Origin of the sequence: Terrabacter sp. 2TAF16 (assembly GCF_052115065.1) — a bacterium.
Taxonomy (GTDB): Bacteria; Actinomycetota; Actinomycetes; order Actinomycetales; family Dermatophilaceae; genus Terrabacter.
The window spans coordinates 16,264-33,122 of sequence record NZ_JBFRFZ010000013.1 but is presented as its reverse complement, the minus strand read 5'-3'; the positions used below and the strand labels follow the sequence as shown (position 1 = coordinate 33,122).

General features: G+C 71.7%; 14 protein-coding genes and 1 pseudogene. 4 read left to right on the top strand and 11 right to left on the bottom strand.

From position 1 onward, the window contains the following. Window positions 1-109: 109 nt before the first annotated feature. The 8 genes and pseudogenes from AB4Z14_RS18070 to AB4Z14_RS18035 form a co-directional block, all read right to left on the bottom strand. Window positions 110-1,117 (bottom strand): GNAT family N-acetyltransferase, encoded by a 1,008-nt coding sequence (locus tag AB4Z14_RS18070; protein WP_442276415.1) that lies wholly within the window; start codon window positions 1,115-1,117, stop codon window positions 110-112. Window positions 1,118-1,222: 105 nt separating this feature from the next. Continuing rightward, on the bottom strand, window positions 1,223-2,599 hold the full coding sequence (locus tag AB4Z14_RS18065) for an acyltransferase family protein (protein WP_442276414.1): 1,377 nt from the start codon (window positions 2,597-2,599) through the stop codon (window positions 1,223-1,225). A 168-nt stretch (window positions 2,600-2,767) separates the two neighbouring features. Further along, window positions 2,768-3,061, bottom strand: coding sequence for a DUF6458 family protein (locus AB4Z14_RS18060; protein WP_056774322.1), 294 nt, complete (start codon window positions 3,059-3,061; stop codon window positions 2,768-2,770). Between the two features lie 98 nt (window positions 3,062-3,159). Beyond that, a complete protein-coding gene (locus AB4Z14_RS18055; protein WP_442276413.1) occupies window positions 3,160-4,038 on the bottom strand; it encodes a hypothetical protein in 879 nt (292 codons plus the stop codon). Window positions 4,039-4,095: 57 nt separating this feature from the next. After that, on the bottom strand, window positions 4,096-5,982 hold the full coding sequence (locus AB4Z14_RS18050) for an NHL domain-containing thioredoxin family protein (RefSeq protein WP_442276412.1): 1,887 nt from the start codon (window positions 5,980-5,982) through the stop codon (window positions 4,096-4,098). Further along, a complete protein-coding gene (locus AB4Z14_RS18045; protein WP_442276411.1) occupies window positions 5,979-6,785 on the bottom strand; it encodes a carbon-nitrogen family hydrolase in 807 nt (268 codons plus the stop codon). The genes AB4Z14_RS18050 and AB4Z14_RS18045 overlap by 4 nt, the downstream gene beginning before the upstream one ends. Before the next feature lie 211 nt (window positions 6,786-6,996). After that, complete coding sequence (locus AB4Z14_RS18040; RefSeq protein WP_442276410.1) at window positions 6,997-7,200, bottom strand: DUF6767 domain-containing protein; 204 nt, start codon at window positions 7,198-7,200, stop codon at window positions 6,997-6,999. A 239-nt stretch (window positions 7,201-7,439) separates the two neighbouring features. Further along, window positions 7,440-8,945 (bottom strand): annotated as a pseudogene (locus AB4Z14_RS18035) (cytochrome c oxidase assembly protein); the annotation flags it as partial. 443 nt (window positions 8,946-9,388) lie between these two features. Here AB4Z14_RS18035 and AB4Z14_RS18030 point away from each other — a divergent pair. Both AB4Z14_RS18030 and AB4Z14_RS18025 read left to right on the top strand, forming a co-directional pair. After that, window positions 9,389-10,252, top strand: coding sequence for a maleylpyruvate isomerase family mycothiol-dependent enzyme (locus AB4Z14_RS18030; protein WP_235508686.1), 864 nt, complete (start codon window positions 9,389-9,391; stop codon window positions 10,250-10,252). A gap of 190 nt (window positions 10,253-10,442) precedes the next feature. Beyond that, window positions 10,443-11,231 (top strand): sigma-70 family RNA polymerase sigma factor, encoded by a 789-nt coding sequence (locus AB4Z14_RS18025; RefSeq protein ID WP_442276409.1) that lies wholly within the window; start codon window positions 10,443-10,445, stop codon window positions 11,229-11,231. Between the two features lie 165 nt (window positions 11,232-11,396). On the opposite strand, the gene AB4Z14_RS18020 is transcribed toward AB4Z14_RS18025, so the two are convergent. Then, window positions 11,397-12,152: an ANTAR domain-containing protein gene (locus tag AB4Z14_RS18020; RefSeq protein ID WP_442276408.1), complete on the bottom strand. Its 756-nt coding sequence runs from the start codon at window positions 12,150-12,152 to the stop codon at window positions 11,397-11,399. A 238-nt stretch (window positions 12,153-12,390) separates the two neighbouring features. On the opposite strand from AB4Z14_RS18020, the gene AB4Z14_RS18015 reads away from it, so the two are divergent. Both AB4Z14_RS18015 and AB4Z14_RS18010 read left to right on the top strand, forming a co-directional pair. After that, complete coding sequence (locus AB4Z14_RS18015) at window positions 12,391-12,897, top strand: MarR family winged helix-turn-helix transcriptional regulator (RefSeq protein ID WP_442276407.1); 507 nt, start codon at window positions 12,391-12,393, stop codon at window positions 12,895-12,897. A 1-nt stretch (window position 12,898) separates the two neighbouring features. Beyond that, window positions 12,899-14,644, top strand: coding sequence for an MDR family MFS transporter (locus AB4Z14_RS18010; RefSeq protein ID WP_442276406.1), 1,746 nt, complete (start codon window positions 12,899-12,901; stop codon window positions 14,642-14,644). A gap of 162 nt (window positions 14,645-14,806) precedes the next feature. On the opposite strand, the gene AB4Z14_RS18005 is transcribed toward AB4Z14_RS18010, so the two are convergent. Together AB4Z14_RS18005 and AB4Z14_RS18000 are read right to left on the bottom strand one after the other, a co-directional pair. Continuing rightward, entirely contained in the window at window positions 14,807-16,006 is a 1,200-nt protein-coding gene (locus AB4Z14_RS18005) for an MFS transporter (protein ID WP_442276405.1), read from the bottom strand. 94 nt (window positions 16,007-16,100) lie between these two features. After that, window positions 16,101-16,838 carry an enoyl-CoA hydratase-related protein gene (locus tag AB4Z14_RS18000; protein ID WP_442276404.1) on the bottom strand — a complete coding sequence of 246 codons (738 nt, stop codon included), beginning with the start codon at window positions 16,836-16,838 and terminating at the stop codon, window positions 16,101-16,103. Between the last annotated feature and the right edge of the window lie 21 nt (window positions 16,839-16,859).

The following is a 16,859-nucleotide window of genomic DNA, read 5'->3' as shown; positions in this document are numbered from 1 at the left end:
CGTATGCCGTCCGCCCCGGTCACGGGGTGCCGTGACGGGCGCGCGGTGGCGCGGCCGTGAGTGGAACGCGAGCCGACTCGGTCGCGAGGACCGAGGGGGACGGGCGAGGTCAGGCGAGCGACCGCTGGTAGGCAGGGCACAGCTCGACGATGCGGAAGCCGAGGTCCTCGTTGATCGAGACCATCCACGAGTTAGTGTCGTCGTTGCCGGTGACGACCCGCTGCCGCTCGGGGTGGTCCACCTGCAGGCGCCGGAGGTTCTCGACCTTGAGGGCCATCCCGAGCCGACGTCCCCGGTGGTCGCGGTGCACGAGCGTCCCCCACTGCCAAGCGATCCCAGGGGCACCCGAGGGCAGCATGAAGTCGGTGTAGGCCACGACGTCGCCACTGTCCTGGTGGACCGCGACGGTCGTCAGGCGTACGCGCCCTTGGGCACTCGCGACGTCGAGGTACTCCCGGTAGCGCGCCGGCGTGAGGGACTCCTCCTCGAACTCGATGTCGCCCGTGGGCGCGTCGACGGCGAGCTGGTTCATGACGGCGCAGAGCGACTCCTGCAGGTGCTCGGGCACGCCGCCGACATGGGTCTCGAGGCGGTAGACACCCTCCCAGCGCGGTCGGGCGTGCTCGGCGTGCCGCGTGAGGAGGTCCTCGTCGACGGGCAGCTGGAGGTGGCGCATGATCTCGGTGTTGCTGAGGTGGAAGCCGTGCCGCTCGGCGAAGCGGCGGTAGCCGTGTCCCTCCGAGTCCGGGGGCACGAGGAAGTCGACGACCATCGTGACGCGACCCTCCTCACGGACCCGCTCGAGGAGGCGCTCGACGAGGGCGGTGCCGGCGCCGCGCCTGCGGTGGGCCGGGTCCACCTGGACGTCGGTCCACGTCATCGTCGTGTTGTCCGACAGCGGCAGCCAGAGCGTCGCGACGCCGACGAGCTCGTCACCGTCGTGGGCAGCCCACATCTCCATGCGTTCGGCCTCGTCGACGTGACGCCACTCGACGAGCGTCTCCGCGAGGGAGGGCGGCTCGTTCCACGGGCGCTCGTGGCCCTTGCTGGCGATGATGACGTCGTACGCGCGGGCGCAGACGGCGTCGTCGTGCACGTCGATGAGCCTCGTCTCCATGGCACGACGGTAGGGGTCCGCGCGTGGGCGCTGCCATCGAGTTTCCTTGGGACGGAGCGCTCACTCGACGGGGACGGGGCGCTCACTCGACAGGCGGAGCGCGCGTCAGGTGCGGGGTGCGCGGGGGCGGGTCGTGCGCAGCAGGAGCAGCCCGGCCCCGAGGACGGCGAATCCGACGATCGGCGTGACGTCGCCGACGAGGAAGAAGACCGGCCGGTTGCCGAGCACGTCGACGCCGACGATCGAGACGATGAGGATGCCGAAGAAGAGCACGCCCGCCGACACGGCCGCCACGGGGTCGACCCAGCCCCGCGGTTCCGCCGCCGCGTCAGCCGCCGTGCGAGGCCCGCGATCGAAGCGGACGAAGACGGCCACGAGCAGGCCGGTCACGACCGCGAGCACGGTGAAGAGGAGCGGCCGGGTCAGCCACCACTGCCACGACGCGACGGACGGCTGGACGACGCCGAGTGCGCGCAACGCGAGGAGGATCGTCATGAGCGCCGTGAGGTGCCAGAGGAAGGCGGTCATCGCGAAGGGTCCGCCCAGGACGACCGAGCGCCAGACACGGGGCCGGGCGAGCACGCGCGCCATGACCGGCCGCAGGACGACGGCGAGACCGCAGATGCCGATGCCCTGGGCGAGCAGGGCCGCCGTGGGGGGCGCCATGTTGGAGACGGCCTCTCCGGGCAGGCCCACCATCGACGTCGGGTAGGGCCCGAACGCGACGGCGAGACCCATCGCCGAAACCGAGGAGGGCCATCGCCCACCCGCGAGCGGTCGTGAGCCGGCCGTCACGCCAAGCGAACCCGAGCTGGTGCAGGGCCAGCCAGACGAGGGCGAAGTTGAGGTTGCCGACGAGCTCGGGCCCGCCGCCGAAAGGCACGACGTCGACGACGCAGGCCAGCACCACGAGCACCACGACGACGACGAGGCCCCAGCGCCGGTGGAGGTCACGCACGAGCGGGCGAAGGCACAGGCCCCGAGGTAGATCCCGACGAACCACAGCAGCTGCGGCACCGTGACGAGGGCGTCGCGCGCGAGCCTCCCCGCGTCGCCGGGACGCGACGTCAGGCCCGAGAGGTCGGCGACGACGCCGAGTACGACCCAGACGGCGAGGAAGGCGAGGGTGGGGCGCAGCAGGCGCGTCGCCCGCGCCCGGAAGAACGCGGCATACCGTCCGCGGGGCTCGGGCCGGCTGCGCTCGAGCGACTCGAGCGTGTGGGCGTGGGCGACGCCCCCGACGAGGAAGAAGAGCGGCATGACCTGGAGCAGCCAGGTCAGTGGCTGGAGGGCCGGCACGACCGCGAGCGCGTTCGTGATCTGCCCGTCGGGCGTGATCGAGACCATGAGCCAGTGCCCGAGGACCACGACGAGGAGAGACCCGGCACGGAGGGTGTCGACCCAGCGGTCCCGGTCGGCGGGGGTCGCGGCGTCGATCTCGGAGGCCGTGCGGGGCGACGCGTCGGGGTGGGTCCGGCTCACGTCTCATCGAAGCACGGACGGCGCCCCGCGCAGGTGAGTTCTTCTGCTCAGGCCACCGTCCGCGGCTCAGCCCCCTCCCCGACTCACCCACCGTCGAAAGGCCACGAACCGGGCTCCGGTTCGTGGCCTTTCGACGGTCGAGGGCCGGATTCGTGGCCCTCGACGGTTCTAGATGGTGCCGTCGCGGTGCTCGACGCGGCGCTCGACGACCTCGTCGCCGTCGACCCGGCGCTCGACGACGTCGGGAGCGCCCCGACGCTCCGTGACGACCGTGTGCTGGGTGCGCGCGCGCTGGGCGTTGAGGACGAGCGCGAGGATGATCGCGAGCGCGCCGGCCACCATGAGGATGATCCCGATCGTGTTGCCCGTGCTGCTGCTCAGGTTGAGGACGCTGGAGTCGATGTTCGTGAAGCTGAAGATCGCGCCGACGACGAGCAGGAAGATCCCGAGTCCGATACCCATGAGGTCTCCTTGGCTGGGGTACGCCCTGGACGCGTACCTGCGTGCCACATACCCGCCGGTCGGCAAACCGTCACGATCCCGGCATCGACGGGCCGCGGTCAGCCGGAGCGCCGCCGCCCGAACGCGAGGGACACGGCCGAGACGACGAGCATGACGACCCCGACACCCACGGCGATCGCGATCTCGTAGTAGAGGGTGCGCGCCGCGAGACCGTAGGCGGCGTCGGCGATGGTGCGCGCCACCTCCGGGTCGACGCGGCGCATGAGCGGCTCGCGCGAGACCATGACGGCGAGGGCGAGCGCGAGGGCCGTGGCGATCCAGCCGATGGCGACGAGCGTGGTCGCCGTGCGCCAGCGCCGCGCGAGCGCGATCGACAGCAGCGCCAGGGCGCCCACGACGAGCGGTCCCCACGGGCCCCACGCGCCGGCGATGCGGTATGCCGTCTGGGCCTTCTGCAGGTCGGCGGCCTTGACGAGGGGGATCGTCACCACCGGCGCGATCGACCCGGCGTCGGGGACCCCGGCCTGCTCGAGCGTCGACGTCAGGGCGGGGACGGGGATCGTCAGGCGCACCGAGACGCGCCCCTGGTCGTCGAGCTTCGTGTCGGCCCGGCCCTCCATGACGGCGATGAACTGGGTGTGCAGCGCCCGGATGCCGGTGGCCCAGGCCGTCGTGACCTGGGGGCTCGCGACGAGGGCGGCAGCCTGGGTCCGGATCGGCGCCTCGAGCGCCTTCTCGATCGCCGGCTGGAGCTGGACCGCACCGAGGACGCCCTCGACGACGCCGTCGGTGAGGGCCTCCTGGACCAGCGGTTTCGTGACGACCGGCCGCAGCTCCTCCACGAAGACATCGGTGCGCGTCAGCATGACCGATGCCCAGAAGCCGACGAGCGACACGGGCAGCAGGACGATGGCCAGCAGCCCGCACACCGCCGAGAGGACGGAGCGTCCGCTGCCACCAGATGCCTGTCGTGCCACGTGTGCCGCCTTGTCGTCCACTGGTCTCGTCCCGACCTGCCGGACGGGTCGAACCGGCTAGCTTCCGGCCCGGACCCCGCGAAGGTCGAGAGTCAGTGTGGCATCGGCGGTCGGGTCGAGGGTGACCGGGATCCCCCAGTCCTGCTGGAAGACGTGGCACGCGGCGTGCTCGGGCACCTCGCCCGTCTCGGGGTCGCCGTCGCAGGCGGCAGCCTGCACGGAGATGTGCAGCGTGCCTGACCCGATGCCGTCACGGAGGACGAGCGTCCGGGTCAGGCCCTCGGCCCGCCCGGCCCCGGAGACGAGGAGCGCGTCGGGCGTCGCGGACACGTCGAGGCGTGTCGGGTCGCCCCAGCGCAGGTCGAGCTTCTGCCCGGTCGGCGGCACGAAGGTCACCTCGAGGGCGACCTCACCGGCGGGCAGCGGAGTCGGCGGCCGCTGGGTGCGGTGGGCGGGGCCGTCGACGCGCTGGGCGGCCTCGGGCAGGCTCACGCGGGTGAGGCGGTGGGCAGCGGACTCGACGACGACGAGGCGCACCTCGCCGGTCTCGGGGTCGTGCTCGACGACGGCGTCGCTCGGCTCGGCCAGTCCCTGGGCCAGGGTCGACACCTGGCCCGTCACGGGGTCGAAGCGTCGGACGGCACCGTTGTAGGTGTCGCTGACGGCGACCGAGCCGTCGGGCAGCTCGGTGACACCGAGCGGGTGCTGGAGCAGCGCGTCGGCGGCGTCGCCGTCACGGTGACCGAAGTCGAACAGGCCTGTGCCGACGTGGGTCTCGACGACGAGGTCGCCCTCGGGCGTGGTCGTCACCGACCGCAGGGCGGAGGTCTCGGAGTCGGCGACCCAGACGCGGTCGCCGGAGGCGGAGGCGGAGAGCCCGGAGGGCTGGGCGAACCACGCCTCGGGTGCCGGTCCGTCGACGAGGCCCTCGTTGGACGTGCCGCCCACGACCTCGACACGCCCGTCCTCGAAGGTGTTGCCCGGCGTCCACGCCCACAGCTGGTGCGTGCCCGCCATCGCGACGAGGAGCCGGTCGCCGAGCCACGCGAGGTCCCACGGCGTCGACAGCGGCTGCTCGAGGGCGGGACCGCCCCCGGTGCGCTCGCGGAGCTGCGACCCCGTGCCGGCGACGACGTGGACCGATCCGTCGGAGAAGCGGATTCCCTTGACCTGGTGGTTGACCGAGTCGGCGACGAGCAGGTCGATGCCGAGCCGCTCGGCCACGTCGGGGGTCGCGAGGACGACGCCTTGCGGCTCGTTGAGCACGCCCTCGCCTCCCCACCGGGCCCGCTCGGTCTCGAGGTCGTCCTCGAGGTGCACGACCTCGTGGTCGGCCGTGTCACTGACGACGAACGACCCGTCCGGCAGGGTGACCGCCTTGCCGGGGAAGCGAAGGGCGGTGTCGGGGGCGGGCGGCGGGACGTAGGGATCGTCGCCCGGCTGGAGGGTGCCCTTGGCCCGGTGCTCCTCGACGAGCCCCGTGACGAGGGAGGCGAGACCCGGGCCGTGGCCCTCCCCCGACATCGACGCGACGACGTAGCCCTCCGGGTCCAGCACGACGAGCGTGGGCCAGGCGCGGGCGGCATACGCCTTCCACGTCACGAGCTCGGGGTCGTCGAGCACGGGGTGGTGGACGGCATACCGCTCGACGGCGGCACCCAGCGCGTCGGCCTCGGCCTCGTGCTCGAACTTCGGCGAGTGGACGCCGATGATGGTCAGCGCATCGGGGAACTGCGCCTCGACGGGCCGCAGCTCGTCGAGCACGTGGAGGCAGTTGACGCAGCAGAAGGTCCAGAAGTCGAGGACGACGACGCGACCGCGCAGGTCGGCGAGCGACAGCGACCGTCCGCCGGTGTTGAGCCAGCCCCGGCCGACGAGCTCGGGGGCCCGGACCTTGACGCGGGAGCGCAGCGAGGCGGTCTCGACCCCGGCACCCGGCGTCACGAGAGCCTCCGGTCGGCCAGCACGGGGAAGGTGCGGCGCCACTCCGGCGTCGCCGCGGTGTCGATGTCGATGCTCAGCACCTCCTCGTCAAGGCCGGCGGCGGCCAGAACCTTCCCGGTCGCGTCGACGACCTGCGAGTGGCCACCCATCTCGTGGCGGGCGTGCGTGCCGGCGGTGTTGCACTGGAGCACGACGCACTGGTCCTCGACGGCTCGCGCCTGGCCGAGCAGGGTCCAGTGCGCGACCCGCTTGCGCGGCCAGGCCGCCGGGATGACGAACACCTCGGCGCCGTGCTCGAGGAGGTGTCGGTAGAGCTCGGGGAAGCGCAGGTCGTAGCACGTCGAGAGCCCGACCGGCACCGTGCCGCCGTCCGCGACGGGCACGTCGACGACGACGAGGTCCTCACCCGCGTCCATGAGGCTCGGCTCGCCCTCGCCGAAGCCGAAGCGGTGGATCTTGCGGTACGTCGCGACGACTTCGCCATGGGGCGAGAAGACGAGGCTGGTGTTCCAGAGCCCTCGGCCACCGGGCTGGGCGGGCTCGGCCCGCTCGACGATCGAGCCGCCGTGCAGCGTGACCCGGGCGTCGCGGGCGGCGGCGGCGAGCGCCTGCGCGACGGGCCCGTCGACGGCCTCGGCCCGCTCGTCCCACGCGGTGTAGTCGAAGCCGCCGGCAGACCACAGCTCGGGGAGGACGACGAGGTCGTGACCGGCCTGGGCCCGCACGAGATCGACGACGCGGGCGGTGCGGTCGGCGACCGACTCGTCGTCACCATAGGCCAGCTGGATGAGCGCAACCTTCATGGTCCAACTCTCACACGGTCGAGCCGGTGCCGGGCCCGCGGTTCCGTCACGCGGGCACCCCCGGGACCCGAGGCCGCCGACCGCGGTCGTCTGCAGGCCATCGAGGCGAGACTCGCACTCGCGACGCAGGTCGACGCGACGGGGCTCACGGCATACGGCCCCTGTCGGGAGGTCTACCTCGAGACGCCGATGGACGACGCCGACGCGTGGGTCACGGAGCTGCGGCAGCCGGTGCGCTGAGCCGCGCCGCGTGGCGCTCGCGGCGTCGTGCCGCGAGCTCCTCGCGGAGCTCCGGGTCGCTCCGGACGAGGTAGACGAGGCCACAGTCCTGCGGTCCGCTCGCCCCCGGGAAGCAGAGGGTGCACGGCTCACCCAGCCTGATCGGGCACCTCGGGTCGGACGGTCGCTGCGGCATGTCGCCTCCTCGAGGCCAATACTACATCGCGTAGTAGTGACGCTCTGACCGCCCGGTCAGCGCCGCGAGCCCTCGTCGCGGCGGGCGAGCGCGGCCAGCCGCTCGTTGTATGCCGTGAGCTCGGCGTCGCCGTCACGGTCGGCCCGGCGGTCCTGCCGCACCGACTCCGCGCTGTCGGTGCGGAACCACTGCAGGGCGACGGTGAGCGCGAGCACGAGGCTCGGCAGCTCGCCGATGGCCCACGCCACACCCCCGCCGTAGCGCTGGTCCGCGAGCGGGTCGGTGACCCACGGGATGGCGACCGTCGGGAAGAAGTCGCCGCCGAGGAGCGTCGTGCCGCTGATCATCGCGACACCGAAGAAGGCGTGGAAGGAGATCGTCGCGAAGAGCACGACGAGGCGCAGCGCCGGGCTCCAGCGCTTGGGGCCCGGGTCGACCCCGACGAGCACCCACGCGAAGAGGTAGCCCGTGAGGACGAAGTGCGCAGTCATGAGCAGGTGCCCCGTGTGCGTCTGCAGGGCCAGCTGGAACAGACCGGTCCAGTAGAAGACGACGAGGCTCATGAAGAAGAAGACCGCCGCGAAGACCGGGTTGCCGACGACGGCGAGGAACCGCGAGTGGATGAGCGCGAGAAGCATCTCGCGCGGGCCGAGCGTGCCGTCGCGGCGTGACCGGAGGGTGCGCAGCGCGAGCGTCACGGGCGCACCGAGCACGAGGAAGATCGGGACGACCATCGCCTCGATCATGTGCAGCGTCATGTGCCACGAGAAGGCGACCCGCCCGTAGATGCCGAGCACGCCGTTGGTGGCGTAGACGAAGAGCAGCCAGCCCACGACCCAGCTGACGGTGCGCATCACCGGCCAGGCGTCGCCACGACGGCGCAGGCGCACGACACCGGCCAGGTAGAGCCCGACCGCCAGCAGGCCGGTGGCGAGGAAGAGCCACTCGACCCGCCAGGCCGTGAGCCACGACATCGCCGTGGGGGCGGGCGGCGCGGGGTAGCCGGTCAGCGAGAGCGCGGCGCTCGGGTCGGCCACCGTCTCCGGCACCGGGGGCTCGCTCCGCGCGAGCGCGGTCGCGACGCCGAACGCGAGCGCCATGACGAGGGTCTCGGCGACGGCGAGGCGCACGAAGAGCCGGCTCCGCAGCCTCCGGGCACCCTCAGCGACGCCGGTGCCGGCGGCGCCGGCACCCGAGGTGCCGGTCTCGTCGATGCGGTCGAGCGTGACGCGCCGGTGCCAGACGCCCGCGACCCCGAGGACCGCGAAGGCCAGGACCTTGACGAGGACGAGGACGCCGTAGGGCGTCGCGAGGTCGGACCACGAGCCGAGCCGCGTCGTCGCCGACATGACGCCGGAGACGCCGAGGGTGACGTAGCAGCAGAGGGCGACGGCGGAGTAGCGGCGGGCGACGACGCCGAGCGCGTCACCCAGGGGACGACGGAGCACGATCAGTGCGAGGAGTCCGCCGACCCAGACGGCGGCACTGAGCAGGTGGGCGGCGATCGCGTTGACGGCGGTCTCGTGGTCGGCCGACCCGCCCGCGTGGCCGGCGAGGCCGAGGACGAGCAGGCCGAACGCCGAGACGACGGTGAGCGCGAGAGCGACCGCACGAGAGCGGGCCACGGCAGCGACCGAGGCGACGACGAACGCGGCGACCGCGCTGATGAGCCCGACCCGGAGCGGTTCGATCGACCACACCGACCCGGTGAGGTTGCGTCCGAAGAGAGGGTCACTCAGCGGCATACCCGCGGCATCGGCGAACGTGAAGACGACGCCGACGGCCCCCGCGAGCGCCCAGACGAACGCCGCGGCGGTCGCGACCCGGAGGGCGGCGGCGCGGCGCGGCTCGTCGAGCGCTGCGCTCTCGGCGCGCGTGCGGCCGGGGATCATCGTGGCGGCGAGGAGCAGCGAGCCGATGGTGAGCGAGGCGGCGACGTCGTGGACGACCCGGACGAGCGGAAGGGCCCAGCGGACGACCGGACCCGCGTCGGTCAAGCCGCCGGGCAACGGGGCGGCCGCGCCGGTGTAGCGCGCGGCGACCACGCTCGCCAGCAGACCGACCGCGACGACGGCGGCGAGGACGAGCGGGACGAGCCCGGGGACCGGGGAGGTGGGGCCTGTCCGCGGGCCGGCGAGACCGTCTCGCTGCAGGGTTGGCATGCCTCAAGGGTAAGTAGTCTGATGACATGCCCATGCACCCGGCCGCCCCAGACGACCGCAACGGACTGATCGACGCGTTCGACCACTCCGTGCAGTCGATCATCGACCTCGGGCACTCCTGCCGAGACGAGGACTTCGAGATCCAGACCGAGTGCCCCGGCTGGACCGTCAAGGACCAGATCGCCCACGTCGTCGGGGCCGAGAAGTCCTTCGCCGGCATGCCTCGGCCCCAGGTCGAGGTTCCCGACTACCCGCACGTCCACAGCGACTTCGCCCGCTTCGTCGAGGTCGACGTCGAGGCGCGGCGCGGCCTCTCGGGACGCGAGGTCGTGGCCGAGCTGGCCGAGTTCCACCCGCAGCGTGTCGCCGACCTGCGCGCGTCGGACGCCGACATCGACACCGTGATCGGCGGTTTCTTCGGGCCCGAGACGACCTTCGGCGACCACCTGCACCGTCGGATCGTCGACGCCTGGGTGCACGAGCAGGACCTCCGCGCCGCCCTCGACCGGCCCGGCAACCTCGACTCCGCGAGTGCCGCGGTCTTCACCGCCGACATCCTCGCCGCCCTCCCGCGCATCGCCTCGAGGGTCGCCGGCATCGGCGCCGGCCACGCCGTGGTGCTCGACGTGAGCGGTCCCGTCGTCGCGCGCGGTGGGGTGCGCATCATCACCGGTGACGACGGGCGCCCTTACGGGGAAGCACTTTTCAGCGGTAACGACCGGCCCGAGGGCGAGGAGCAGCTCGACGTCACGTCGATCCACCTCACGACCGACGCCCTGACGCGTCGGGCCGCCGGGCGCCGCGGCGTCGACGAGATCCACTACACCGTCACCGGTGACGAGGACATCGCCCGGCGCGTCCTCGAGGCGCTCGTCGTCGTCACGCACTGAGGCCCCTGGGCCGGCTGGTCCCACGCACCGGGAACACCGCCGGGGCCGTCGCTGCTCGCGCCCGCGTATACACCTCGGGACCCCTGGACGGGGCCGAAGTCCACCTTGTGTATATAGGGGCAACGGCCTAGCGTCACTAGTAGTCGGTCAAGCCAGCGCCGCATCGGGGATCCGATCCATCGGAGTTGAAATGACCGACCCATCCGTGGGTCCGCGCAAGGATGCGCGAACCAGAGAGCTCATCAATACCCTGCGCACCTCGGACTCGTCGTCCGAGCGAGCCACCGCCCTCGAGACCGTGACCGTGCTGCACATGCCGCTCGCCCGCTCTCTCGCCCACCGCTACTCGGGCAAGGGCCTCGATCGAGAGGATCTCGAGCAGGTCGCGTTCCTCGCACTGCTCAAGGCGCTCCAGCGGTTCGACCTGTCCAAGCCGACCGAGTTCGGCGCCTACGCCACGCCTACCATCACCGGTGAGCTGCGCCGCCACTTCCGTGACCACGGCTGGCTCGTCCGCCCGCCGCGCGAGCTGCAGGAGCGACGCCAGCTCGTCACCGACACGAGGTCACGGCTCGAGCAGCGGCTCGGCCACGACCCGGACGCCAGCGAGCTCGCCCACGAGCTCGACATCACGCTCGATGCCGTCAAGGAGGCCCAGGTCGCGGCGACCAACCTGCGCCCCGCCTCCCTCGACGCGACGACCGCGGACGGTGGCCGTCCGGTCCTCGACCTGCTCGACGCCCGCGGCGACTCGGGGTCCGACCCGGCCCTCGACGAGGGCATCGTCGTGCGCACCGCTCTCGGGCGGCTCCCCGCCCGGGACCAGAAGCTCGTCGAGCTCCGGTTCGGCGGCGACATGACGCAGGCCGAGATCGCCGAGTCCCTGGGGCTCAGCGCGATGCAGGTGAGCCGTCTGCTCCGGCGCACGCTCGACGAGCTGCGCCGCCAGCTGTCCGCGGAGGGCATGGCCTCGGCCTGATCCCCCGCCGCTCCGACCGTGGTCCCGACGCCCGTGAGGCGCGTCGGGACCACGTGTCATCCAGCGCAGGGTCGTGCCCGCGTGCGTGCCCGCGTGCGTGCCCGCGTGCGTGCCCGCGTGCGCGCCCACGTCGGGCGCGTCGGGCGCGTCGGGCGCCGTGTCGGGTCAGACCGTCGAGTCCGCCGTGGCACCGCCGGCCGGGCCGGCATGGCCGAACTGCGACTCCTGCCCCTCGATGACCTGCGAAGCCACCTGGGCCAGCTTCATGTTGAGCTCCTGCGAGGTGCTGCGCAGCAGCTCGAACGCCTCCTGGCCACTGATGTGGTGCGCCGCCATGAGCAGACCGACGGCCTTGCCGATCTCGCGGTTGCTCGTCAGCCCCTGCCGGAGGGTCGCCGCCTCCTCGCGCGCCCGGATCGCCATGAGCGCGACCGAGGCGAACGAGGCGATGACCGCGCCGACGTCGGCCGACTTCGAGGTGAGCCCGCCGGGGGTGTCCGAGAAGAGGTTGAGGGCACCGACCTTGTCGCCCTCCAGCAGGAGCCGGTAGCCGATGGCCGACCGAACCGGCGTCTCGGCGACGATGCGCTCGGTGAAGCGCGGCCACGGGGTCTTCGCGTCGGTGAGGTCGGCGTCATGCTGGTAGGCCTCGGAGACGATGGCGTCGACACACGGACCCTCCCCGAGCTCGAGCTCGATCTGGTCGATGCGTCGGGCGATGTCGTCGGTGCTCGCCGCCGTGACGTAGCGGTCGCGCGTGCGCACGAGGAGCGAAGCCCGGTCACAGCCCTCGACGAGGCGTAGCGCGGAGTCGACGAGCGACTGGTGGATCGAGCCGGCGTCGGCGCCGGCATAGATCAGGGCCGACATCTGTCGGAAGGCGTCGTTGATCGTCGGATCGACGGGAACGTCGCTCGTCATGGCACTCCCTGCACATCTGGCCCGACTGCTCCGCACACTGCTGGACGGTTCGGGCACGTGAGTCATCCTCGCACCTCCCCGATGGCGCGAGACCACAGACAACCACATGAGCGCCACACGTGGCGAGACGATCCGATGGCTGGACAAACCTTCGACACGTGAGTTGACAGCCGAGATGGTTCGAGCAAATACTTGCATGCTGCAAGCAAGTAGTTGACCCAGGGGGCATGTGATGGCCGTGAGCAGGGACGAGGCGAACGACGTCTTCCTCGGGCTCCTGCGCGTCCAGAAGCTGCTCGTCGCGGCCAAGCACACCGCCCCTCGGCTCGAGGACGGCGTGGACGTCACGGCATACCCCGTGCTCTTCGTCGTCGCAGGCCAGGGCACCGTCCGCATCTCCGAGCTCGCGACGACGCTGCACAACGACGTCTCCACCGTGAGCCGCCAGGTCAGCGCACTCGTGGCGAGCGGACTGCTCGAGAAGAGCGCCGACCCCAGCGACGGGCGGGCGTGGGTCGTCTCCCTCACCGAGCACGGCAGCGCAGCCCTCCAGCGCATCCAGTCGAGCCGCGCCAGGTGGTTCCAGGGGCTGCTCTCCGAGTGGGACGGCCCTGCCACCGAGGAGTTCGTCGACCGGCTCCGCGAGCTCGGCGACGCGCTCGACAGCAACCTCCGGGCCCGGGGTGCAGCGCCGCCCCCCATGCCCTTCGACTCCACCAGAGCCCAGAAGCAGAAAGAGGACTGACATGTCCGACACCACCGCCGAGCCGCCTCGCGTCGACGCGACCGCGGACGCACCAGCCGGTGCAGGCCCCGACGCGCGACCGGTGCTCTCCCACAAGGAGATCCTGACCATCCTCGTCGGGCTCATGATGGGGATGTTCCTCGCCGCGCTCGACCAGACCATCGTCGCGAGCGCCATGCGCGTCATCGCCGACGACCTCAACGACCTCGCCGGCCAGGCGTGGGTCACGACGGCATACCTCATCACCGCGACGATCACGACGCCGCTCTACGGCAAGCTCGGCGACATCTACGGGCGCAAGAAGCTCTTCATCTTCGCGATCACGATCTTCACGATCGGCTCGATGCTCTGCACGCTGTCGTGGTCGATCCCGTCGCTCGCGGCCTTCCGAGCCGTCCAGGGCATCGGCGCCGGCGGCCTCTTCTCGCTCGCCCTCGCCATCATCGGCGACATCGTGCCGCCGCGTGAGCGCGCGAAGTACCAGGGCTACTTCCTCGCCGTCTTCGGCACCTCGAGCGTCCTCGGCCCGGTCATCGGCGGCTTCTTCGCCGGCCAGGAGACGCTCCTCGGCGTCACCGGCTGGCGGTGGGTCTTCCTCGTCAACGTGCCGATCGCCGTCGCCGCGCTCATCGTCGTGACGCGCACGCTGCACCTCCGGCACACGCGTCTCGACCACCGCATCGACTACTGGGGCGCCCTCAGCCTCTCGGTCGCCCTCGTGCCGCTGCTCATCGTGGCCGAGCAGGGACGTGCGTGGGGCTGGGGTTCACCGACCTCCATCACCTGCTACGCCATCGGCCTCGCCGGTCTCGTCGCCTTCTTCCTCTTCGAGCGGTCCATGGGTGAGGAGGCGCTCATCCCGCTGCGCCTCTTCACGAACCGCACCGTCGCGTCGTCGTCGGTCGCCTCGGTCTTCATCGGCATGGGCATGTTCGGCGGCCTCGCCGCGATCCCGCTCTACCTGCAGATCGTCAAGGGCTCCTCGCCGACCCAGGCCGGCCTCCAGCTGCTCCCGATGACCCTCGGGATCATGGCCGGCTCGATCGTCTCCGGTCAGCTCATCTCCCGGACCGGGCGCTACCGCCACTTCCCGATCATGGGCGCGGCGATCCTCGTCCTGTCGCTCTTCGCCTTCCACTTCGTCGGCGCGGACACCCCGCTCTGGAAGACGATGATCGTGATGTTCTTCTTCGGTATCGGCCTCGGCTTCAACTTCCAGCCGCTGACCCTCGCCGTGCAGAACGCCGTCGACCGCCGCGACATGGGCGTCGCCACGTCGTCCGCGACCTTCACCCGCCAGATCGGCGGCACGCTCGGTACCGCGGTCTTCCTGTCGATCCTCTTCTCGCAGGCCGGCACGAAGATCTCCGAGGCGTTCGCGACGATCGCCCCGACCCCGGAGTTCCAGGCGGCCCTGCGCAACCCGACGGGTGGCGACCCGGCCGCCAACAAGGCCTTCATCGAGCAGCTCCAGGCCTCCCAGCAGTCCGGTGGCTCGGGTGCGGGCGTCGGTGGCGCGGCCCTGTCGGACAGCTCGTTCATCAACCAGCTCGACCCGACGCTCGCCAAGCCGTTCCTCGTCGGCTTCTCCGACGCCATGTCGGTCGTCTTCCTCGTCGCCGGCGGGGTGCTCGTCCTCGCGTTCATCGCGACGCTCTTCCTGCCGAACATCGACCTGGGCCCCAAGCCGGGTCAGGCCGCACCGGCGAAGGACGAGGACGTCGTGGTGGCCCCCGCCGGCCACTGACCCTCCGGGCACACCCCGCCCCACCGTCGAGAGGCCACGATCTGTGGCCTCGGAGCAGTCGAAAGGCCACTTCTCTTCGGAGAAGTGGCCCCTCGACGTGGTGGGACCCGCGAAACGTGGCCTTTCGACGGTTCAGTTGAGGGCGTATGAAGTGGGCTCGGGTCAGCGGAGGTTGTGCAGCTCGCGGCGGGTGAGGAACGCGCGCGTGCCCAGGGACATGACGAAGGCGAAGGCGCCCGCGATGATCGCAACCCAGTAGCCGTGCTGTGGTCCGACGTGGTCGACGACGATGCCCGACACGGCCGAGCCCGCCGCGATGCCGATGATGAGTCCCGTGAGCACGATCGTCATGCCCTCGTTGAGCTGGGCCCTGGGGACGATCCGCTCGATGAGGTTCATCGTCGTGATGAGGGTCGGAGCGGTGGCCATGCCCGCGACGAGCATGAGACCGGCGAGGACCCAGAGGTTGCCGGCAAAGAGCACCGGGATCTCGAGGACCGCCATCCCGAACGTCCCGGCGATGAGGAGCTTGACGAGGCTGCGGCCGTGCGAGACGTGCCCGAAGACGAGGCCCGCGGAGGCCGACCCCACGGCATACAACGCGAGGATGGCGCCGGCGGCGCTCGGGGCGCCCAGCTCCTGCGACACGGCGAGCGTCACGACCTCGTTGACGCCGAAGATCGCCCCCGTCATCACCATGATGAAGGCGAGCGGGATGAGGCCCGGCACCGTGTAGGCGTGCTCGGTGGGTCGCTCGTGGTGCGGCACGACCGGCGGCTCCGTGGACCGTGCCGAGATGAAGATCAGCACGCCCACGGTGTAGGCGATGGTGGCGAACGCGAAGCCCGCCTCGGGGAAGAGCGTCGTCGACAGCCAGATCGCGAGGACCGGTCCGATGACGAAGGTGACCTCCTCCATGACCTGCTCGAACGACATCGCTGCGTGGAGGTTCCGTGGGTCGTCGGCGAAGATGTGCGACCACCGCGCGCGGGCCATCGTGCCGAGGTTGGGAATCGCGCCGCACAGCGGGAACGTGATGAAGAGCAGCCACGAGGGCAGCCCCCGCATCGAGACGAGGAGGGTCATGACGGCCCAGAACCCCGACCAGAGGAAGAAGGGGATGGCGATGCGACGCTGGCCGTAGCGGTCGACGAGCCGCCCGAGGAAGGGGGCGAAGAGCGCCAGGGAGACCATCCCGACCGCCACCACCGCCCCGGCGAGCGCGTAGGAGCCGGTGCGTGCCGAGACCATCGCGACCACGGACACGGCGAACATCGAGCCTGCCGAGCGGGCGATCAGCCCGCCGGTGATGAAGACGCGTGCCCCCGGTACCTCGAAGAGAGGTCGGTAGGACGCCAGCACAGGTGCTCCTTCGCGGTGGGGGACGGCCAACTTCCCCATCCTTGCACCACGACCCCCGAGGATCCGAAATGCCGGGTTCGTGGTGAGCCGTGCCTCACACCCCGTGCTTCCGGCGCAGCGACCACATCTGCGGCGAGCGCTCGAGCTCGACGGCGACGTCCCACGGCACGCCCCCGGGCACCGTCTCCCGGCGGAAGCTCGCGACCATCCGTCGGGCGAGAGCGGGGTCCCGGGCGACGCGGCCGGCGACCGCGATCGCCGCGTCCTGCACGTCGCCGTCGTCGTAGGCCGCCCAGGCGAGTCCCAGCGCGACGGCGCGCTCGCCGTCGACCTCGTCACCGAAGAGCCCGAGGGCCGCGGCCGCCTCGCGCCCGGCGACCCGGTTGATGAGCGTGAAGTGGCCGCCGCCGGGGTGGATGCCGATCTGGGCGAAGCCGGGGAGCAGCCGGGCCGTGCGCGAGACGATGCGCAGGTCGGTGGCAAGGGCGAGGTTGAGGCCGGCCCCCACTGCCGCCCCGCGCACGGCCGCGACGGTCGGGACCGCGAGCCCGCCGATCGTCGTGAACGCGGCGTAGACGGTCTCGAGGTTGCGGTAGGCCTCGTCCTCGACAGGGTCACGGCCCGTGTCGGCGAGGACGCTGCGGACCGCTCCCGCGCAGAAGTGGGCTCCGCCCGTGACGACGACGGCACCGACCTCGTCGTCGGCCTCGGCTGTGCGGGCGGCGTCGATGAGCTCGCGCGACATCTCGACGGAGAGGGCGTTGCGGCGCTCGGGCGCGTCGAGGGTGATGAGCGCGACGCCGTCGGTCACGTCGTAGCGAATCTCGGTCATGCGGCGAATCTCCTTGGCTAC